This window comes from Ruegeria sp. AA6 (assembly GCF_056542865.1).
In genome coordinates this window covers 1-20,390 of sequence record NZ_JBQGAN010000012.1, presented here as the reverse complement: position 1 = coordinate 20,390, position 20,390 = coordinate 1, and the positions used below count along the sequence as shown (strand labels likewise).

Below are 20,390 nucleotides of genomic sequence, written 5' to 3'. Positions count from 1 at the left end.
AGTAACTGAGTAATAATTAGGGCAGATATGAGGCCACCCTCACTGAAAATTGCAACATTGAAGAAACAGTGCTCTTATTTGGCTGGTTGGCATTCTCTAAATGGGTTTCCGGTTCTTTGTGCAACCTCATCGGATCAATCTGATGACGGTTTCTTTCGGGGGCGTGCCTCGATCCCACGAACTGCATCGGACAAGCCACGGGCCAACAGGTCAAAGACGATCCGAATGCGACGGCTGGTTTGCAGCTCGCGATGGGATACCAGCCAAATTGGAAACTCAAGGGACGGTAAATGGGCCAATACCTTTTCGACGCCTGGCTCGGCATCGCCCAGCACTTCGGGCTGCATCGATACGCCATAACCGGCCTTCACCAATTCCCAAGCCACCACGCCGCTTTCGCTGGACATCACGAAACTTTCCGCCCTGACGGGAATCCCCATATTGTGAAGAGGGGCCATCAAGCGCTCGGGGTCTGCGTTGCCGACGAAGTCATGCCCGGCGATGTCGTATGGAGTCTTGGGGCGGCCCGCGCGGTCAAGATAGATGGTCGCCGCGAAGAGATTGGCGCGAAAATTTCCAACGTGCCGAGCGATAAGATCGGACTGCTCGGGCCGAACGTGACGGATCGCGATATCAGCCTCCCGCTGGGTGAGGTTTTGCACGTCACTCGACGCAAGGATACGGACGCGGACCCCCGGTGCAGTTGTTCGCAGCGATGTAAGAAGGCCCGGCAAAATGGATGCCGACAAGAGATCTGTCGCCGTCACGGTAACTTCGCCCGTCACTTCCTGCGATTTCCCGGTGGCTACCATCGAAACCAATGCAGCCGCTTCGCCCATGGCACGCATGTGATCAAGAAGTTCACGACCAGTTTTGGTAAGCGTCGGCCCACGCACGCTGCGCTCTACCAGCGTGACACCAAGCGTGGACTCCAGATCTGAAACCTGTCGACCGATGGTGGGCTGCGTGGTCTTTAGGGCACGCGCGGCACCGCTGAACGATCCTTCCTCCATCGTCGCAAGGAAAGCGCGGATTTGGTTCCGGTCAAATGAGATCGCATCCCAGTTCATGCATGGGCGTATAGCAGATGTATGAAATTGAGCAATTCACTGTTTCTCAGTGCACAGCTATCCGAGCGACCAACAAGGAGCCGCACTATGCACACCGAGAAACCAAATGCCGATACCGCACCCTTTTGGGACCGGATCGCCCCGAAATACGCGCGCAACCCCGTTAAGGATCCCGCTGCCTACAATCAGAAGCTGAACAGTATCCAGGCGCTCTTGAGCGCCAAGGACCGGGTTCTGGAAATCGGTTGTGGCACAGGAAGTACGGCCCTGCACCTTGCTCCCTCTGTGTCACAGATTGTGGCGACCGACCTCTCGCGCGGGATGATCGCAATCGCCGAGGACAAGCGCCGCGCAGCAGGCGTCACCAACGTGAAATTTGTCCAGGCGGACGCGTCTGAGATGCTCGACGAAGTGCTCTTTGACGTCATCATGAGCTTCAGCCTGCTTCACCTTGTGAATGATGTGCCTGAGGTTTTGGACACGGTTTACGCCCAGCTCCAACCCGGTGGGTTTTTCCTGTCGAAGACAGTTTGTCTGGGCGATGCTTCCCTAGTCCTTCGTCTGCTTGTTCGCGTCCTGTGTACCGTCGGTCTGGCTCCACCAGTTACCCCACTTACTAAGGCCGGGCTCAGTCGCGCGCTCGTACGAGCCGGGTTTGACCTCGTGGAATGCCGGTACTTCGGCAAAGGTCGGTTGAATCCCTTCATTGTGGCGCGACGTGCGTTCTAAGCCGCGACCCAACGAGAGGTCCTAAACATGCATTTTCAATCTCAAACCCAAGATAACCGCATTCTTTTGGCGGGGCTTTGGATCTTTCTCCTCATAAACATCATCCTCCGCGACGGTCATCACTTCATCATGCCCGGTTTCGTTGAAACCATCTTTACGGGACACTTAAATGGCATTGAAATTACGCCTGATACGCTGTTGCTCGCTTGTGTCGTCATCTCTGTTCCAAATTCGATGATATCGATTGCATTAATAGATCTGGATGACGATCGTCAGCTTATTCTGCAACTCGTTGCAATCGCGGGCATTTCCACCATTGTCTGGCTTTAGGCGTCACAGCCCACCGCAGGCTGAACATCCGCAGTGCCCCGTAACTTGCGTCATGGCCCATCTCGCAAACTCCGACGACAGAATGATCCGCCTCTATGATCGACTGGCACCGGTCTATGATCGGCTTCACCAACGCTGGTTGAGATATTCGGGAGGCGAGGCACAAGCTGCTCTCGAAGCCGCGGTTCGGGTCGGGCTGAGGCCAGGGTCGCAGCTTCTCGACGCGGGCTGCGGTACAGGGCGATTTGCGCGTGGCCTGCTATCAGATGGCGTGCAGCCCGACCAGGTTACGGTGCTGGACCCATCCGTGGCCATGTTGGCACGTTGCGCTGATCTTCCCGTGAAAAAAGTCCGTGGCCGCATTGAGGCTCTCCCATGTCCAGATGCATGTTTTGACATCGTGACATGCGCTTGGGTGATCGAAACATTGACTACGCCACGCGAAGCTGTGGAGGAACTTTGCCGAGTGTTGCAACCCGGCGGGTTGTTGTGTTTGACATTTTGTGCCGAGAAACCAGAGCGCAGAATTCTTGACCGGATCGTGCAAAAGCGACTTGCATATTGCGGAACAGGTCGATTCCTCGACATTGAAAAAGTTGAGAAGAGCGTAAGGGGCGCTATGAGCTGTGACCTTCGGATTTTGCCTTCGGCAGGTCCTGCTGCGACACTGATTGCCAGGCGTACCCGCACGGGATCATCCGGTACACAGGGCCGCGCTTTGCCGGATATCAATATTTGACCAAATCCATAAAAGACATATGGATGAGTAAGCTAATCCCTTCCCTGACCCATGACGGCGACCGTCGGTCGGTATTTTACCATGTCCGCCAGATCCAGCTAACGTGATCCTTAGCCTTGATCTCGCGCTCTTGGGCCTGATTGAACTGTTCGGTTCGCGGAGCAATCAATGTGCCAACTGCGTTGGATTGCGCCTGAACCAAGCCCGGAAAACCGGTGCCCCAAAAATCAAACCGAACAGGCTTGTCTTCAGGTGCGAGTTGGCTCAATTCATGCTAGCAGGGCAGGCCGCTTGCTTGGGTCTCGCCAAGCCAAAAGGCGTTTGCGATACCTGCGACGCTGCTATTGTCAGTTCGCACCACTGCATCATCTACAGATATGGGCCACGTTTGACCGAGCAACAAGTTTGAGCGAATGTTCGGGCTGCACGCCGATCCATAGAGCAACCGGGAATGTAGTCGAAAACGGGAGCGAAGGAATTTGAAACGCCGCAGTGAATACAATCTGTTGATCATCATTTCTGACGAGCATCGAAAGGATGCGATGGGATGTGCCGGCCACCCCATCGTCAAGACACCAAACCTAGATGCACTGGCCGCGCGTGGAGCCCGTTTTGTCAATGCGTACACGCCATCCCCGATGTGCGTTCCTACTCGAGCCGCAATTGCAATCGGCGATCATGTTCACAGGATTCGTCATTGGGACAGCGCCTCACCCTATGATGGTGAGACCCGCAGTTGGATGCGGCATCTGCGTGATAGCGGAGTAGAGACCGTCTCAATCGGCAAACTGCATTTCCGTTCAGCGAAAGATGACAACGGGTTCTCTGAGGAAATCTTACCGATGCATGTGGTGGGTGGCGTTGGATGGCCTGTTGGGCTTTTGCGAGACAGTCTGCCATCCTACGAAGCCGCCGCCGAATTGGCTGCAGATGTGGGGGTGGGCCAGAGCACGTATACCGACTATGACCTCGATATCACCGACGCGGCCGAGGCCTGGTTGTGCAACAAGGCCAGATCAGATCGCCCTTGGGCAGCCTTTGTCTCGCTTGTCAGCCCTCACTACCCGCTGACCTGTCCGGAAGACTACTACAACATGTATGATCCGGCAGAGATCGACCTTCCCGTAGGTTATGAAGAACGATTCCGTCCGGAGCATAGTGAACTTCAGAACGTGGCCGGGTTTTTCGATTACGATCGCTATTTCGACGAACAGAAAATGCGCGAGGCGAAAACAGCTTACTATGGTCTGACAAGTTTTATGGACAATTGCGTGGGCCGCATCCTGAATGCTCTGGAGGCCAGCGGTCAGGCGCAGAAAACGGTTGTCGTGTATGTATCGGACCATGGTGACATGATGGGCGACCAGGGATTCTGGACCAAGCAGGTGATGTATGAGCAATCCGCCGGTGTGCCGATGATCGTGGCCGGACCGGGCGTGCCTGCGGGTCGCCGCGTTAGTACCGGGGCCTCGCTGGTCGATCTGGCAGCTACTGCTTTAGATGTGACCGGGGTCGATCATGATACGGTCAGCCGCGCTCTGCCCGGGATTTCGTTGCGCGAACTGGCAAGTGCTGGTGACGACCCCGAGCGCACAATCCTAAGCGAATATCACGATGGAGGCTCAACTACCGGAACTTTCATGGTGCGCTGGCAAAGATGGAAATATGTGCACTACGTAGGGCACGATCCTCAGCTTTTCGACCTTGAAGCAGATCCCGACGAATTACACAATCTTGTAATCGTTTGCCCGAAACATCCGGACACGGTTGCAGCACTGGCCGAGGGCGAACGCCGGTTGCGTGAGATTTGCGACCCCGAAGCAATTAATGCGCAGTGCTTTGCGGACCAACGAGACCGTATTGCCGAGTTGGGCGGTGAGCAAGCTTGCCTGACTGCATATTGCTTCAACCATACACCCACACCAAGCGAACAAGCAAAAGTGCGCAAAGGGAAAGCACTGTAATTTCTGGTTTACTTTGACGAAAAAGGAGTTCGACTTAGTGTGTTTCTCCGACCTTTCTATGGTGCAAGAGGAGTGTGTTCTGGATTATCAACGATGTCTGTTGCTTTGACACACGCACCGAGCGCTTGGTTCCGCGATAGCTAAGTGTGCTGACGATGATTTCGTTCGGCTTTGGCGAAGGTCAGGAATATGGGTCTGCGACCGCAGCTTCCTATTGGGTTATTGAAAGCGGGTTCTTTGCCGACTTCAGGAGTTCGCGTTTCCCTCATGGGTGGTGCCTTGAGTTTACAGACCTGGGAATTTGGCTTTAGTTTGGCGACGCGTCCTGACTTGAGTAGAGTTCCCTAGAAAGGTTGTAAGGTGAGGTTTTTGAAACGAGCTGTATCGGTACTGGCTGCTCTGATGTTGGCAGGATGCGTGTCGACCAACGCCCCTCCTTCGGCGCCCATCCCCGACCCTGGTCGTGCGAGCGCCCCGGTCAATTCGCAGCAGGCACAAGTCAGATTCCGCCAGGTAGCCTCACGAGTTGAGCCCGCAGCCGAGCGGGAATGCCGTCGCCGCACTCAGGGCGTGAATTGCGATTTTCTGATCCGAATTCATCCGGACAAGCAAGCGCCCTCAAACGCCTATCAGAGTTTAAGCAAGTCTGGACGCCCGGTAATTACGATGACCCAGGCTTTGATAAAGGATGTGAACAATACCGACGAGCTAGCATTTGTCATGTCTCATGAAGCCGCTCACCACATACAGGGGCACTTGGCGCGCAAGGCTCAGAACGCGGCGGCTGGTGCGATGATTTTGGCGGGCCTGGCAACAATCGCCGGGAGTGGGGCAAATGACATCGCCGCCGCACAAGACCTGGGAGCCTTTGTTGGTGGGCGCAGCTATTCAAAGGACTTTGAGTTGGAAGCTGATCGGCTAGGCACGGTAATAGCCTACAAAGCGGGTTATGACCCTCTCAAAGGTGCGCTGTACTTCGCACGGGTTCCCGATCCTGGTGATCGCTTTCTAGGGACGCACCCCCCCAACGCTCAAAGGTATTATGCGGTACAAGCTACGATGGCGCAGATCGGTGGTTGACTGTTTTGAACGTTAGGTCGCAGCAAAGCAATAAGCCGAGCGAACTTTGATACCGCGCCCCTTGGGAACGTCCGGTTTGAAGGACGCGACGCAAAACCGAAGTCCCAGCTCAAGAGCATGACTGCCTCGAGACTCGGTCATGCTGAATTGGACAATGCGACTGAGTTGGACATCGGAGGCCCAAAGGAATTGGATGAGAGGGTAGCAATACTGATGCGCGAGCATCCGAAAATCTCTGTTGTTGGTGGCTGCTGTGGTCGAGATTTCTGGCGCATGAGACGGGTGGAGCGAACTATCGTGGGATAAGTTAGTTATCCGAGGCGCGAGGGGTCGTCACTTGGCATCGTCGGCCAATATGCTGCACTCATAGGTAATTAGTCGGTTTTGGTGAATTTGTGCTGCTGCACCCAACCGCGTTGACAATGCCTGGAATGGGCCGCTGGCTTTAAATTCGTTTGGTGGAGTTTCTAACGACGAGACGTGTAACGAGCTCTTGGGGTTTGGGTGCCTGTTGAGCCGTGATCCAGTGCGCCAGAGCGTCCGCCGCACGTTCACCCATTTGAGAAACGGGTAAGTGTACGCTTGTCAGTGGCGGAACGGTTACCGCCGAGGTAGGCAAGTCATCAACGCCTACCATCGAAATTTGGTCCGGGACGGCGATATCTTGGGCCTGAAGACCAAGCAACACCCCAAGGGCGACGACGTCGGAAAGGCATAGAATTGCGTCTGGCTTGGCGTTCAGGTTGGCTAGGTGTTCTGCAATGTCCGCACCGCCCTGATGACTGATCTCGGTCTCGAATGTCGAAAGTCTTCCGGCGAAAGGAATGGCTTTGAGGCCGGCAAGGCGTGCTCGTGTGCGGTCATTGTCGTGAACAGGGCCATGCACGACCGCAATGTCTTGATGACCGAGGTCGGCAAGGTGCTTTAAGGCCAGTTGCGCCGCAACCGCGTTGTCATATCCGATGGTCGGCAGCGGGTTTGTGGGATCAAAGTAAGACGTGATGATCGTTGGCACCATAGTGCGCTCGATCAAATCGTGAAACGCTGGGCTATGTGCAGCCCCGGTGATGATCAGGCCCTCTGCCCCGATATCCAGCAGGCTTTTGGCTTTTTCGGCCTCGATGTCTAGACTTGCCTCGGTGGTTGCAACGATCAGTGACAATTGATGCTCTGAAAGCCTACGCTCCAGCGCAGCGAGAAAGCGGGCAAAGATTGCGTTGTCCAGAGTAGGGACCAGCGCGCCGACAAACCGGGTGCGGCCGGAATTAATCGCACGGGCGGCTGCGCTGGGGACGAACTTCAGGTCTGCTATGGCGGCCTGAACTTTCTCTAGCGTGTCTTTTTTTACCACCGTCGGTTCATTCAGCACTCGCGATACTGTGGCGACGGACACGCCCGCAGCCTTTGCTACATCTCTGAGATTTGCGCGTTTTTTAGGCTCAGGGGCTTTTTGCATTGTGAATTTTGAAGTCCGTTTCGCGGGTTACTGAGTAAAGAGTTGACATATGTAACTAGTTTCATCAACCTCTGTAACTAGTTACATTTTGGGAATCAGCTTCCAATATGCAGGGAACATCTGTTTTACATACGTTCGCGAATTCTGGCTTTGACGGCCCTGGCCGCCTTTTCCCGGGGTTTCCAAAGGCGTCTGACGTCCGCCCGCATATTCTTGCCCCGCGCGGGGCAGCCCGACTGAACCTGAAGCGCGGAGATTTGCTTTCGATAGAAGGGGTTGGATCAAAAAGGACACTGGACGTTGTTGCCTTCAATGACGATGGGCAAGCGGGGTTGGCGGCTCTGGGTTTGACGGCAACCGGGTTAATCGAATGGGACCGTTTTGACAGCGCTCCGCTCTTGGCTTGGGTCGCGGCGCAGGGAGGAGATCAGCGGATTTCCTGCCACAGTTTGGACTCTGCACCCGAGCCGCTGATTCTCCGCGCGGATCAGGCTGTTACGGTCTGGGTGGTCCACTCCACCGAGGTTGCAGAGCTAGTTGAAGGCAGAGCGACCGGGAGCATTACGGTCCTGCACAAGTCAGCGACGACCAAAGGATCGCATTTGCCACCCTTGCTGGGTGACACGCGGGATGAATTCACCGTGCCGCGGGGCAGCGCGCTGGCGTATGAACTGAAGGCCGGAGAATTCATTCAGATTATTGATATTGAGGGCCAGCAATGTTCTGACTTCATGGCGCTGCGAACCGATGGGTTGGGCCGGGGAAAGGAATGGATGATCGACTCGACCGCGACCCGATCCATGGTGCGGCGGGCCTATCCCGGCCCCGGCTTGTTGGACAAGTTTTTTGATCGAGAGATGCGGCCCCTGCTGAATGTGGTTCAGGACACTTGCGGGCGGCATGATACATTTGGATTGGCCTGTACCGCGCGCGGTTATGAGGAACGGGGTTTCCCCGGCCATCTGAATTGTTCGGACAATATGTCAAACGCTCTGGCACCTTATGGGGTCGCGCGACGGGCGGCGTGGCCTGCGATCAACTTTTTCTGGTCGACTTGGGTGGACCCTGCAACACATCACATCCTGACCGAAGAGTCCCACTCTCGGCCCGGCGATTACGTGGCGATGCGCGCGATTGAGGACTTGGTCTGTGTTTCGACTGCCTGCCCGGACGATATCGACCCGATCAATGGTTGGAATCCTACGGATGTGCATGTGCGCATCTACCACCCGGAAGCACCGATCCGTCGCGCGGTTGCCTATCGTGAAAAGGAAGACGCCCCCATGTCGATCAGTCAGGAATCCGCCTTCCACGACCGCCTGGCGCCGCTTACCCAGCATTTCGCCCCGGCCCGTGATCTTTGGACGCCAGTCAGCTACCCCGCTCATGGCACACTGGGTGAATACTGGGCCTGCCGTCAGGCAACTACGGTTCAGGACATGAGCGGGTTGCGCAAATTCGACATCGTCGGCCCGGATGCCGAGGCGCTGATGCAACAGGCCACCACGCGCAATGTAGCGAAACTGCCGGTCTGGCGCGGGTCTTACACGCTGATATGTGATGAAAGCGGCTCGGTCATCGACGATGGCACCTTGTTCCGCCTCGCGCCCGAGATTTTCCGCTGGTGCTGCGGGTCCGAGGAAAGCGGCCGCGTTTTGCAGGAACTGGCTGACGCGCGAGGGTTGCAGGTGCGAATTCATGCGTTGCGTGGAGCAATGCCGAACCTGGCCATTCAGGGGCCAAAGTCGCGCGACCTGCTGCGCAAGATCGCTTTTACCCAGCCACACGTACCCGGCTTGGAGCATCTGAAATGGTTCGGCGTCACCGTCGCGCGATTGAACGACCGTGAGGGTGCGCCGTTTATGTTGTCCCGCTCGGGATATACCGGCGAACTGGGGTATGAAATCTTTTGCTCCAAGTCCGACGCTGTGGCGATCTGGGACGCAGTGATGTCCGCCGGGGAAGAGTTCGGGATCACCCCCATGGGCTCAGCCGCGTTGGATATCATCCGAATTGAGGCAGGACTGGTTGCCGCCAACGCGGAGTTCGCTCCGGGAGTGGACGCCTTCGAAGCCGGATTAGGCTTCGCCGTCGATCTTACCAAGTCCGAATTCACTGGAAAAGCGGCGCTGGAACGTAACGCACGCGAGCCGCGCCGGGTGCTCAAGGGGCTGTTGATAGGCTGCGACGACGTGCCTGCACATGGTGCCCCTGTATTCGCAGGCGAACGGCAGGTTGGCGTGGTCACTTCGGCCACACGCTCACCGATGCTTGAACACGCGATCGCTATGGCGCGGCTGTCGGTCGAACATGCGGAAAACGGAACCGTATTGGAAATTGGGCAACTCGACGGGCGGATGAAACGTCTGCGCGCCACCGTCTCGGACATTCCATTCATAGACCCGCAACGAAAGCGGGCACGTGCCTGATGGCGCATGTAACTCAATGCAACGGGAGAAATGACATGAAAAAAATTTCGCTTACGGCAACCCTGGCACTGGCTTTGGGCGCAACAACAGCGATGGCACAGGACAAGGTCATGGTGGGTGAACCCAGCTGGCCCGGGGCCAAGATCATGAGCCGCGTGATCGGTCAGGTCATCGAAACCCGCTTGGGCGGCGAAGTTGGCTATGCCCCCGGTGCCAACGCGGTGATCTTTGCAGCCATGGATGGCGGGCGTGGAGATATTGACGTGCACCCGGATGTCTGGCTGCCAAACCAGTCTTCATTCACAGACGAATATGTCGACCAGAAGGGCACCGTGGCGCTGTCTGCTGGTAGCTATGAAGGCCGAGCCGGGATTTGCGTACCGAACTATATGGTCGAAGATCACAACATCCGTTCAATCTACGATCTCGCTACACCAATGGCGCAGGAGTTGTTCGATTCTGATGGCGACGGGTTAGGTGAAGTCTGGGTGGGCGCGTCGGGCTGGGCTTCGACCAACACGTTTAAAGTTCGGGTGCGCGACTATGGGATCGAGACCTTTCTAACGCCGACCACTGAAGATGAAACCGTGTTCTATTCGCGGCTGAAAGATCAGATCGATCAACAGAAGGGTGCTGCTTTTTACTGCTACGCGCCGCACTACGTGCACGCGCTTTATGACGTGACCATTCTGGAAGAGCCCGAGCACGATGCGGCTACCTACAAGATGGTGCAGCCCGATCAGGATGCCGACTGGTACAACAAATCCCATGTCAGCACGGGTGAGCCGGTGAAAACCGTGACCGTGGCGCATTCGAAATCGCTGGAGCAACGCAATCCGGCAGCAGCGTCTTTCCTGGCGAATATCGACATGGATGCGGGTGAGTTGAGTGGCCTAACCTATGAGGTCGTAGTCAAGGGCCGCGACACAGATGAGGTCGTGGCTGAATGGATTGCCGCCAACGGAGACACCGTCGACGGCTGGCTTGGTTTGACAACCAACTAACGCCATGGTGCCTCCGAACTCCGGGGGCGCCGATCAGAACTATCAACAGCGGTGAGGCCAATATGACAGCGGATATCGCAATCGACGCAAAGGGCGTGTGGAAAGTATTCGGCGCACGGTCGCAAGAGGCTTTGCAGGCCATCCACAGCGAGGGTCTGAGCAAGGCCGAAGTGCTGGAGCGTTTCAACTGCGTTGTTGGCGTAGCCGATGCCAGTTTCGAAATCGAACGGGGTGAGCTGTTCTGCGTGATGGGCCTGTCGGGTTCGGGCAAATCGACGCTCGTGCGGCATGTGAACCGTCTGCTGGAACCCACCGACGGACATATCTATCTGGATGGCGACGACGTGATGGGTCTGAATGACGAAGGGCTACGCGACTTGCGCAACCGTCGTGTCGCGATGGTGTTTCAAAACTTCGGTCTGATGCCCCACCGGACCGTGCGCGACAACGTGGCAATGCCACTGGAAATCCGTGGCACCGGAAAGGCCCGTCGCTGGGAAGAAGCCGACAGGGTACTGGAACTGGTCGAGCTGAACGGCTGGGAAGACAAATACGCGCATGAGCTGTCGGGCGGTATGCAGCAGCGCGTGGGGCTGGCCCGCGCCATCGCTGCCGATCCTGAGATTTTGTTGATGGATGAGCCATTCTCGGCGCTTGATCCGCTGATCCGTAAGCAGTTGCAGGACCAGTTCATGGACCTCAGTCATAAGCTGAACAAGACCACAATGTTCATTACCCATGACCTGGACGAGGCGATCCGCATCGGACATCGCATCGCGATCATGAAGGACGGTCGCATCGTGCAGATCGGCACGCCGGAAGAGATCATTCTGAATCCCGCCGACGACTATGTGGCTGACTTCGTGGCGGGGATTTCCAAGCTAAACATGATCTTCGCCCACGCGGTGATGAAACCGGTCGATGAGTTCGAAGCACGCCATGGCGAAGTGCCGGACGATGCAAAAGAGGCGCATCCGGATATGGATTTGGCCGATCTGATGAACCTCTGCGTCGATGGGCATGGCGTTGTGGCGGTGACGCAGGACGGCAAGACCGTGGGTGTGATCAACCGCGCGGGTCTGATCCGCGCGATTCAGGACAGTCAGGCATAAGGGGACCGCTATGAAACATGTTGATATGCAACAGATCCAACCGGAAACCGCCGACCGTCTGAATGGCCTGATCGGAGATTTCGTGGGGCAGGGGCAGTCCTACTATCAAAAGACCTTCGCCTATATGATGCAGGCCCCCGGCTATCGCTTTACGCTGAACAAAGCAGCGGCGATCCTTGGGCCGATCTGGTTCGGGGCACGGGGTCTTTGGTCATGGTTCCTTGGTTTTTTGGTGCTGGAAACGCTGGCCTATATTCAGATCGGTCTTGGCTTGTTCGGCGATCTCGGGCGCGAGTTCCGCGAACGCGCCGAGCAGATTGAGCAAACGCTGGAACTGCGCCGTCAGCAGATTGCGGCGGCAGAGCAATCAGGGTCGGCGACGCTGGATTCACTTAAACGTGCTGCAGAGTCGTTGGAGGGCGCTCTGACTGGGGCGCAGGAAGCCGCTCGTACCGCAGACTCGACTGGTCTCACATATCTGGCGGTTGGGATTGCCTTGCTATTGGCGGTCAAGTTCCTTGCCGCTTCGCTGGCCAACTGGACGCTGGAAGGGCAGTTTGCGCGCTGGCGCTCGGACCCCAGTGTCGCGCATGGATGGTCAATTGCCCGGCTGGTTGTTGCCTCGGTTCTGACCGCCGTTGTGGTGATCCTTTCGATGATCAAATTCGCGCAGCCGGATGCTTTGGCCGTTCTCAAAACCTTCCCGACCAACCGCGATTGGCGGCTGAATGTCGGCGACGGTGTGCAGGCGGTGTTCGAATGGACAAAAACCGCCGGGCGCGGATTTTTCGACGGGCTGACCTACGGAATGCGCACCCTGCTGGACTGGATCGAGGTTGTGCTGGTCGATACCCCATGGCCAGTGGTGGCGCTGGTGATCATCATGCTGGCCTATCTGTCCGCCGGTCCTCGTGTCGCGATCTTTACCGGCGCGGCGCTGGCTTATCTGGGCTTGCTGGATTTCTGGGAAAAAGCGATGACCACAATCGCATTGCTCGGCGCGGCAGCGTTGATTTCAATCACGCTGGGCATTCCGCTAGGCATCTACTGCGCCCGTCGCCCACGCGCTTTTGCCATCGTGCGGCCGATTCTGGATTTCATGCAGTCGATGCCGTCCTTCGTATACCTGATCCCGGTGGTTGCCTTTATCGGTTCGGGCAAACCTGCGGGCGTTGTAGCGACCATGATCTTCGGCAGCCCGCCGGTGATCCGCTTCACTGTTCTGGGCCTGCAACAAGTGCCCGAAACTGTGCGCGAGGCCGCCTTGGCCTTCGGTGCAACGCCACGTTACCTGCTGTGGCGCGTGGACCTCCCATTGGCTCACAAGACCATTATGGCAGGTGTGAACCAGACGATCCTGATGTCGCTAGCCATGGTTGTTGTCGCTTCGCTGATCGGAGCCAAGGGCCTAGGCGAGGACGTGCTGGAAGCGCTGCAGTATGCGGCGGCAGGGCAGGGGATTTTGGCCGGTCTGGCGATCCTGTTCTGTGCGCTCATTCTGGATCGGATTGTGGCCGGAAAGAAATAAGGCTTGTGGCAGGCTTTGGAGGATATGCCGCGAGCTTTTCACAGTTGACGCTCGCTGATGCTGCGAGTGAAAGGCTTGCGGTGTTTTGAAGTCGAACGTCGTTTCAGAATATCTTTCAAAAGCGCAGCGTGTCCGAAGGTCTGGATCCTATTTGAATTTTTTTGACGTCCACTAAGGCCTGTCAAATCACTACCCGGAAAAATTCATGTTCTAGCGAGGCGTAGCAGTGAATCATCTCATGCTGAATCGCTATCCGTTTCATCAGTTCGCTGAACTGGCCGATTGAACTGCAAACACACCCGGATCAATTCGGCCAGCAAGAATCTTGGCAATAAAACGACGCTCGCCAAACCGCTAGTTTTCGAACGCTGCGTCAAAGCCCCAGATTTGCCGTAGATGGCCTAAAGTCGCTTCACAGGCCTTTTCATTCAGCGGCACACCGTTACGCACGGAGTGGTTCAGTCTTAGGTGGCGATCCCCCATCAAGTCCACATCGACGATTTGAATATCGGGATCGTGCTCCGAAACGTCGAAGCTGCGCGCCAGGGTGTCGCGCACGTGGTGATAGCCGCGTTCGTCGTGAATTGCATCGACTGTGTAAAAGGGTTTTCCCTCGTCATCTGTCAGTGAAAACATACGAAACCGACGCATGACATTGGGGCTGAGGAACTGCTGAACGAAACTTTCGTCGCGGTAATTGGCCCAGGCATCTTTTAATATTTCGCGCCACGCGCGGCTGCCCGCTATGTCCGGAAACCATTCCCGGTCTTCTTCGGTCGGGTCTGTGCAGATGCGCCGGATATCCTGCATCATTGCAAAACCCAGTGCGTAAGGGTTGATCCCCATCGCGTTCGGGGCGTCAAAGTCGGGCTGCGTCAGCACATTGGTATGGCTGTGCAGTATCTCGAGCATGGCACCATCTGTCAGGAGACCGGCACGGTGCAGTTCGTTGGTGATGTAATAGTGGACGAAGCAGGCGCATCCTTCGTTCATCACTTTGGTTTGGCGCTGCGGATAGAAATATTGTGCTATGTTGCGAACGATGCGCAGGACTTCACGTTGCCAAGACTTCAGGACCGGGCTGTGACGTTCGACGAAATACAGCAGGTTTTCTTCCGGCAGCCCCATTTCACGCTTGCGTTTCCTCGCCTCTTCATCGGTTTTGGACGACTGCGTGGGGTGATCGAAGGCGTCCCACAGGTAATGCACCGCCCGCTCCTCTTCGATACGCCGCTCACGCTGGCGGGTTCGCTCATCCGCAAGGGATGAGTGAGGTGGACGCCTGTGCCGAAAAACGCTCGACGGCATGAGCGCATGGGCCGCGTCGAGTAAATGCTCAACCTCGCGTTCCCCGTGCTGTTCTTCGCATTGGGCTATGAAACCGCGCGCATAATCGAGGTAGTCGAGAATACCTTGCGCATCGCTCCACTGGCGAAACAGGTGATTGTTCTTGAAGAAATGATTGTGACCGAAGGCCGCGTGGGCAATTACAAGGACCTGAAGCGCCATCGTGTTGTCTTCGAGGCAGTAAGAGATACAAGGGTCAGAATTGATAACGATCTCATAGGCAAGACCGTTTGCACCTTTGCGATAGGCTTTCTCTTCGTGAACGAAACGCTTGCCAAAAGACCAGTGCCGATACATGAGAGGCATCCCGGTCGATGAATAGGCGTCCAGCATTTGTTGATACGAGATGATTTCGATTTGGTTCGGGTAGACGTCAAGTTCGAGTTCATCATTCGCCACACGTTCGATCGCGTCATAGCTGCGCTGGATGGTATCGAAATCCCACTCTGCACCTTCAAACAGCGGTTGCGTTGCTTGGGCCTGTTCAGCCATTGGAAACTCCGTTCGTCTTGCGCGCAAACAACTCGCGTAGAACCGGGTAGATGTCACCGGCCCGCGCGATCCGTTTCATCGCGAAGTTTGGCCAAGCCTCTGCGACCTGCCGGTACGAACGCCACAGTTCCATACCGTTATCTTCGCTGTTCATCAGATTGGCTTCGGTCTCGTCGACGATTTCCGTGTAGGCGAAGTATTGGCAGCACTTCATCAGATCACTGTTCAATAGGTCGGCGCACAATTGCGAATCTCCGCTAAAATTCTCACCATCCGACGCTTGCGCGGCATAGATGTTCCACAGTGAGGGCGGATAGCGGGCTTCGATTATCTTTTTCATTTCATTGAGCGCGCTGCTGACGACCGTACCACCGGTTTGGCGGGAGTGGAAGAAAGTGTCTTCATCGACTTCCGCCGCGACCTGGGTGTGGCGGATGAAAACAAGGTCGATCTTGTCGTAGCGTTGCTTGAGGAAAAGATGCAGCAGGACAAAGAACTGCTTGGCGAGGCTCTTTTCCCGCTCTCCCATCGAAGCCGAAACATCCATCAGGCAGAACATCACCGCATTCGCCGCCGGCTCGGGGCGCATCTCGAAATACTTGTAGCGCACATCCAGCGGGTCAATGTAGGGAACCATCTGTCGGCGACGTAGCATCTTGTCGAGCTGCTCTCGCAGTTTCTGCGTTTCCGCTTGTCGCGTCGCATCCGGCTTTTCAAGCGCTTCCAGTTCTTCAACCTGTTGTGTAAGAGCCTGTATCGCCGCATTTGTCGGGCGCCGCATTGCCAGCCGTCGCCCGAAAGCATTGCGCATTGTTCGCGAAACACTGAGGTTGGCAGGTGTCCCGGCTGCGGTATAGCCCATGCGATGCGGTTTGGAGACGGTGGCCTCTTTCAAACTAAGTTTGACCATGTCGGGCAGTTCGAGATCTTCGAAGAAAAGGGAAAGAAACTCGTCCCGCGAAAGAACGAACATGAACTCGTCCTCACCTTCCCCGTCAGGAGCCCCCTCGCGTCCACCTTGACCGCTCTGACCCGACGGCGGTTTTTTGAGCCGGTCACCGGCCCTGTAGGTCTTGTTTCCGGTCAGGACCCGGTCTCGGATACCCCCTTTGCTGTCATGTTGAAAATGCGGCTCTGCGATCCCTTCTGCCGGAACCGAGATGTTTTCCTGCTGGTCGACATCGGCGATTTTTCGGCGCCGGACACTTTCGTCTACCGCCTCTTTGACGGCAGAGCGCACCCGGCGCAGAAATCGCCTGCGGTTCCCAAGGTTCTTATCTTTGGGGTTCAGCCTTCGGTCGATGAAATGGGCCATTTGAGCATAGACTCCTCATCCTGCCTTGTTGACCCGCATGTACCATTCAACCAGGCGCCTGACCTGCCGGCGCGTGTAACCGCGACCGATCATGCGATCGATGAATTCGTTATGCTTGGCTTCGGTTTCCTTGTCCCGCTTGGCACCAAAACTGATGACCGGCAGCAGATCTTGAATCTGACCGAACATGCGCTTTTCGATGACGCGTCTCAGTTTCTCATATTTACGCCAATCCGGGTTACGACCGCGATTGTTGGCCCGCGCGCGCAGCACGAATTTAACCACTTCATTGCGGAAATCCTTGGGGTTGGAAATTCCCGCCGGTTTTTCGATCTTTTCAAGTTCCTGTTCCAGAACGCTGCGATTGAGGATCTGTCCGGTATCCGGGTCCTTAAAGTCCTGATCTTCGATCCAGGCATCAGCAAAGGAGATGTAGCGGTCGAACAGGTTCTGACCAAAGTCAGAATAGGATTCCAGATAGGCCTTTTGAATCTCATTACCGATAAATTCCGCGTAGCGCGGCGCCAGATCGTCTTTCATGAAAGACAGGTACCGGCTTTCGACCTCATCAGGGAATTGTTCGCGTTTCACAGCCTGTTCAAGGACATAAAGCAGGTGAACCGGATCGGCGCCGACTTCTTCGGTGTCGTGGTTGAAGGTCTCGGACAGCACCTTGAACGCAAAGCGGGTGGAAGTGCCCGTCATTCCTTCGTCTACGCCAGCCGCATCCCGATATTCCTGCACGGACCGCGCCTTGGGATCGGTATCTTTCAGGGTTTCACCGTCATAAACGCGGAGCTTGGAAAACGTTGGCGAGTTTTCATGTTCTTTAAGCCGAGTCAGAACGCTAAACTGGCTTAGGATGGACAGTGTTTCCGGCGCGCAAGGTGACTCGCCCAAGCTGCTTTCATCAAGCAACTTGTCGTAAATTTGGACTTCATCCGATGCACGTAGACAATAGGGAACCTTGACCAGACTGATCCGGTCCAGAAAGGCCTCGTTGTTCTTGTTGTTTTTGAATTGCTGCCATTCTGCTTCGTTCGAATGCGCAACGATGACGCCTTGGAAGGGGAATGCACCGATATTCTCTGTGCCCGCATAAGACCCCTCTTGCGTGGCGGTCAGCAGGGGATGCAGCACCTTGATCGGCGCTTTGAACATCTCGACAAATTCCATCATTCCCTGCGTGGTGCGGTTCAGAGCACCGGAATAGGAATAAGCGTCCGGGTCGTTCTGGCTGAATTCCTCCAGCTTGCGTATGTCGAGCTTTCCGACAAGCGAAGATATGTCCTGGTTGTTTTCATCACCGGGTTCAGTCTTCGCAACGCAAATCTGGCGCAGCTTCGACGGATAGAGTTTGACAACGGAAAATCTGGAAATATCGCCGTCGAACTCCTGCAGGCGTTTGACAGCCCAGGGCGAGATCAACCCGTTCAATAGCCGTTTGGGTATATTATACTTGTTCTCCAACAGATCTCCCATCCGCGCGCGGTCAAAAAGGCCAAGCGGAGATTCAAAGATCGGGCTGATCTGATCACCTGCCTTCAGTACATAGATCGGCTGCCGCTCCATCAGGTTTTTGAGGATCTCGGCAAGAGTCGACTTGCCTCCGCCGACCGGACCCAACAGGTAGAGGATTTGCTTGCGTTCCTCCAGGCCCTGGCTGGCGTGGCGGAAAAAGCCAACGATGCGCTCAATGGTTTCCTCGACGCCATAGATGTCTTGGAAAGGTTTGTATCGCTTGATTGTCCGATTAAGAAATATGCGACTGAGCCGAGCTTCCTGACTGGTGTCGACAAGCTCTGGTTCATCAATCGCGGCAACCATCCGCTCGGCGGCGGTGGCCCGCATTGTCGGGTCTTCTCGACATTCCAGCAAATAGTCCTGCAATGTCATTTCGATGAGCTTGGTCCGCCCATACTCTTCTGCAAACTGCTCGAAAATCTCCATCTGTAAAGTTCCTCTAGGTTTCGTACTCCTTCGTCCCAGCGCGCTAAGTTCAACCTAGTCTACCACAAAACTGGTCCGTAATTGTTTAATTTCTAATCACAATTTGTTTCCCTCTAGACGTTTTGTTGAAATTCCTAGGCATGGAAGCTTTCAAAACATGTGCTCGCATACGTTTTTTGCCGCCAGGTTAGTTGCATTCAAAACCCCAAATGAGAGGTTGAGCCAAAGGTGCCGTAAAGCGCCAATGTCGCCTCAAAACTAAGGTGGGATGAGAGGCCCCAATGTTCGAAATCCCATAGCGATCCATGCGGGGATGATCGGCGCGCCGAGCGTGCCACAGTCTTTATCAACCGTAATCGATTGAGGTGGAGGGGCATGGACACCAAGCTGCATGCCGTCTGCGACAGAATAGGACGACGCTGAAGTTCTTTGTGGCAGTTAGCAGGTCAGTGATTATTTTGGGGTAAGGTTTGGACGCAGCCGATTGCCAGCGGTTGATTGGTTGCTCGGTCCTTCTCATCGTGTTCTATGCAAACGACTGCCGGGTAAAAATCACGGACGCGACTTGGATTGGTTCAAAGAAGCTTTGCAAGATAAAGTACTACGTTTTTGTTTACCTAGTGGAATCAACGCAAAAAGGCGGTTCGATACGATAAGCGCCACTACAAAGCCACATCCATAGTGAGATTAGGTAGAATGGGGATGTGTCGCGATCCGGTGCGGCAGATGCCCCAAAGCTTTTCTGGCGGCAATCACAATTTCGGGTGTCGTCATTTACTGGCTATGGGCCTGGAGCCTATAAAAAAATTGAAAAAGAACGAATAACGGTATTTGAGCTTCCCTACCAAAAATGGGGCGCGCTTAACTCTTTATCCTTTCAGCGCCTTTTGTCTTACAGGCTAAATTCTTTTCCCGAACTTCATAACTAAACTTTTTAAGCCCAAAAGGGATTCTTTTGAAAACGTGTTTCATGGTCTAGTACTTCATTTAGGATCTGAGTGCTTTTAGAAATTTCCGCGCTGTTATTTCTCCTCGCGTGTAGAAACACTTTCAGGTACGCAGCTGGTCGATGAGGATTAATGGCGAGAATTTCAGAATTTCTATCGCTCTTAACCACGCCATTTTTAAACGGAAGTAGTGCGCCGGATACACCCAAAATTGCAGCTGCTCTAATTTCGTGCCAACATGAAAACATCTTCTTCAAGACGTAATCTTTATATCCCTGTTGGTTTAAACTTTCTCGAAGGTCTGAGTAAAGATCCTCTGAAACCGTTTCCGGAACCAATATACAATTCATTGATTCTCCGGGCCTAGATTCCGCTAAGTACAAGGGAATGCTAAACTCTGAAATGGCAATATAGCTCTCACAATCTATATTATCGAAGCTTAACCAGAGTTCGGGCTGAATTTTTTTTGCGATATTTGTGCGTCGTTTGTACGCAGAACTTCTGTCTTCTACTAAACGAAAATCGACATTTCCGTCTTTCGCCAGGGCTGAACGATCAAGTATCGCCCCGAGGCCATGTGCGATCAGGCTGGGAACGTAAACAACGCATTCGCATCTATCGTCGGATGCAGTACTGCATCCAGCGTACTTTTTCATCAGCAAGTCATAGTGGTCGTAGAGCGTTTTAGCGTCTTTGTAGAAGGCTTCTCCGATATCCGTCAGCCCCAATGTTCCCGACGGGCCGCGTTCCAGAAGGGTTGATCCGATTTGTTGTTCCAGCATCTTCAACTGTTTACTCAACGCGGGTTGTGTCAACGGCGGTGAGAAAGTCTGCCATTGGGCGGAGCAAAAGTCGTCCACTGTTTGGGTTACCGGCGCCTTGGCAAACGCGCTCCCAA

At 55.1% G+C, this 20,390-nt stretch carries 15 protein-coding genes and 1 pseudogene; 10 read left to right on the top strand and 6 right to left on the bottom strand.

Annotated features, from left to right (window positions below; all coding sequences use genetic code 11):
- Positions 1 to 134 precede the first annotated feature (134 nt).
- Entirely contained in the window at positions 135 to 1,070 is a 936-nt protein-coding gene (locus ACR0LN_RS14430; protein WP_480430554.1) for a LysR family transcriptional regulator, read from the bottom strand.
- Between the two features lie 87 nt (positions 1,071 to 1,157).
- On the opposite strand from ACR0LN_RS14430, the gene ACR0LN_RS14425 reads away from it, so the two are divergent.
- The 5 genes from ACR0LN_RS14425 (at position 1,158) to ACR0LN_RS14405 (ending at position 5,912) form a co-directional block, all read left to right on the top strand.
- Positions 1,158 to 1,799, top strand: coding sequence for a class I SAM-dependent methyltransferase (locus ACR0LN_RS14425; RefSeq protein ID WP_480430552.1), 642 nt, complete (start codon positions 1,158 to 1,160; stop codon positions 1,797 to 1,799).
- Between the two features lie 27 nt (positions 1,800 to 1,826).
- A complete protein-coding gene (locus tag ACR0LN_RS14420) occupies positions 1,827 to 2,129 on the top strand; it encodes a DUF6326 family protein (protein WP_480430551.1) in 303 nt (100 codons plus the stop codon).
- The gene (locus tag ACR0LN_RS14415) at positions 2,062 to 2,868 is read left to right on the top strand and encodes a class I SAM-dependent methyltransferase (RefSeq protein ID WP_480430549.1); all 807 of its coding nucleotides are present in this window, start codon (positions 2,062 to 2,064) and stop codon (positions 2,866 to 2,868) included. Before ACR0LN_RS14420 ends, ACR0LN_RS14415 begins: the two co-directional genes overlap by 68 nt.
- Positions 2,869 to 3,347: 479 nt before the next feature.
- A complete protein-coding gene (locus ACR0LN_RS14410; protein ID WP_480430548.1) occupies positions 3,348 to 4,832 on the top strand; it encodes a sulfatase-like hydrolase/transferase in 1,485 nt (494 codons plus the stop codon).
- Between the two features lie 360 nt (positions 4,833 to 5,192).
- Positions 5,193 to 5,912 (top strand): M48 family metalloprotease, encoded by a 720-nt coding sequence (locus ACR0LN_RS14405; protein ID WP_480430546.1) that lies wholly within the window; start codon positions 5,193 to 5,195, stop codon positions 5,910 to 5,912.
- Between the two features lie 445 nt (positions 5,913 to 6,357).
- On the opposite strand, the gene ACR0LN_RS14400 is transcribed toward ACR0LN_RS14405, so the two are convergent.
- Positions 6,358 to 7,368 (bottom strand): LacI family DNA-binding transcriptional regulator, encoded by a 1,011-nt coding sequence (locus ACR0LN_RS14400; protein ID WP_480430544.1) that lies wholly within the window; start codon positions 7,366 to 7,368, stop codon positions 6,358 to 6,360.
- 107 nt (positions 7,369 to 7,475) lie between these two features.
- On the opposite strand from ACR0LN_RS14400, the gene ACR0LN_RS14395 reads away from it, so the two are divergent.
- The 4 genes from ACR0LN_RS14395 to ACR0LN_RS14380 all read left to right on the top strand — a co-directional run bounded on the left by ACR0LN_RS14395 (position 7,476) and on the right by ACR0LN_RS14380 (position 13,441).
- On the top strand, positions 7,476 to 9,797 hold the full coding sequence (locus ACR0LN_RS14395) for a DUF1989 domain-containing protein (RefSeq protein ID WP_480430543.1): 2,322 nt from the start codon (positions 7,476 to 7,478) through the stop codon (positions 9,795 to 9,797).
- A 35-nt stretch (positions 9,798 to 9,832) separates the two neighbouring features.
- The gene (locus tag ACR0LN_RS14390; RefSeq protein ID WP_480430541.1) at positions 9,833 to 10,801 is read left to right on the top strand and encodes an ABC transporter substrate-binding protein; all 969 of its coding nucleotides are present in this window, start codon (positions 9,833 to 9,835) and stop codon (positions 10,799 to 10,801) included.
- Positions 10,802 to 10,863: 62 nt separating this feature from the next.
- Entirely contained in the window at positions 10,864 to 11,913 is a 1,050-nt protein-coding gene (locus ACR0LN_RS14385) for a quaternary amine ABC transporter ATP-binding protein (protein ID WP_480430539.1), read from the top strand.
- 10 nt (positions 11,914 to 11,923) lie between these two features.
- The gene (locus tag ACR0LN_RS14380; protein ID WP_480430538.1) at positions 11,924 to 13,441 is read left to right on the top strand and encodes an ABC transporter permease; all 1,518 of its coding nucleotides are present in this window, start codon (positions 11,924 to 11,926) and stop codon (positions 13,439 to 13,441) included.
- 354 nt (positions 13,442 to 13,795) lie between these two features.
- On the opposite strand, the gene ACR0LN_RS14375 is transcribed toward ACR0LN_RS14380, so the two are convergent.
- The 3 genes from ACR0LN_RS14375 to ACR0LN_RS14365 are packed head-to-tail and all read right to left on the bottom strand — an operon-like array spanning position 13,796 to position 18,545.
- Positions 13,796 to 15,280 (bottom strand): SpoVR family protein, encoded by a 1,485-nt coding sequence (locus ACR0LN_RS14375; protein WP_480430537.1) that lies wholly within the window; start codon positions 15,278 to 15,280, stop codon positions 13,796 to 13,798.
- Positions 15,273 to 16,595 (bottom strand): YeaH/YhbH family protein, encoded by a 1,323-nt coding sequence (locus ACR0LN_RS14370; RefSeq protein ID WP_480430535.1) that lies wholly within the window; start codon positions 16,593 to 16,595, stop codon positions 15,273 to 15,275. Before ACR0LN_RS14370 ends, ACR0LN_RS14375 begins: the two co-directional genes overlap by 8 nt.
- A gap of 15 nt (positions 16,596 to 16,610) precedes the next feature.
- On the bottom strand, positions 16,611 to 18,545 hold the full coding sequence (locus tag ACR0LN_RS14365) for a PrkA family serine protein kinase (protein WP_480430534.1): 1,935 nt from the start codon (positions 18,543 to 18,545) through the stop codon (positions 16,611 to 16,613).
- 276 nt (positions 18,546 to 18,821) lie between these two features.
- Between ACR0LN_RS14365 and ACR0LN_RS14360 the strand changes: the two are divergent.
- A pseudogene (locus ACR0LN_RS14360) lies at positions 18,822 to 19,347 on the top strand (transposase family protein); the annotation flags it as partial.
- Positions 19,348 to 19,479: 132 nt separating this feature from the next.
- On the opposite strand, the gene ACR0LN_RS14355 reads toward ACR0LN_RS14360, so the two are convergent.
- Positions 19,480 to 20,390, bottom strand: a 911-nt coding sequence (locus ACR0LN_RS14355; protein ID WP_480430532.1) for a LysR family transcriptional regulator, incomplete at its 5' end; no start/stop codon positions are given.

Bases quoted from the DNA above. Each gene is read 5' to 3' on its own strand.
- ACR0LN_RS14430 (WP_480430554.1), bottom strand. From the start codon at position 1,070: ATGAACTGGGATGCGATCTCATTTGACCGGAACCAAATCCGCGCTTTC.
- ACR0LN_RS14425 (WP_480430552.1), top strand. From the start codon at position 1,158: ATGCACACCGAGAAACCAAATGCCGATACCGCACCCTTTTGGGACCGG.
- ACR0LN_RS14420 (WP_480430551.1), top strand. From the start codon at position 1,827: ATGCATTTTCAATCTCAAACCCAAGATAACCGCATTCTTTTGGCGGGG.
- ACR0LN_RS14415 (WP_480430549.1), top strand. From the start codon at position 2,062: ATGACGATCGTCAGCTTATTCTGCAACTCGTTGCAATCGCGGGCATTT.
- ACR0LN_RS14400 (WP_480430544.1), bottom strand. From the start codon at position 7,368: ATGCAAAAAGCCCCTGAGCCTAAAAAACGCGCAAATCTCAGAGATGTA.
- ACR0LN_RS14395 (WP_480430543.1), top strand. From the start codon at position 7,476: ATGCAGGGAACATCTGTTTTACATACGTTCGCGAATTCTGGCTTTGAC.
- ACR0LN_RS14390 (WP_480430541.1), top strand. From the start codon at position 9,833: ATGAAAAAAATTTCGCTTACGGCAACCCTGGCACTGGCTTTGGGCGCA.
- ACR0LN_RS14385 (WP_480430539.1), top strand. From the start codon at position 10,864: ATGACAGCGGATATCGCAATCGACGCAAAGGGCGTGTGGAAAGTATTC.
- ACR0LN_RS14380 (WP_480430538.1), top strand. From the start codon at position 11,924: ATGAAACATGTTGATATGCAACAGATCCAACCGGAAACCGCCGACCGT.
- ACR0LN_RS14375 (WP_480430537.1), bottom strand. From the start codon at position 15,280: ATGGCTGAACAGGCCCAAGCAACGCAACCGCTGTTTGAAGGTGCAGAG.
- ACR0LN_RS14370 (WP_480430535.1), bottom strand. From the start codon at position 16,595: ATGGCCCATTTCATCGACCGAAGGCTGAACCCCAAAGATAAGAACCTT.
- ACR0LN_RS14365 (WP_480430534.1), bottom strand. From the start codon at position 18,545: ATGGAGATTTTCGAGCAGTTTGCAGAAGAGTATGGGCGGACCAAGCTC.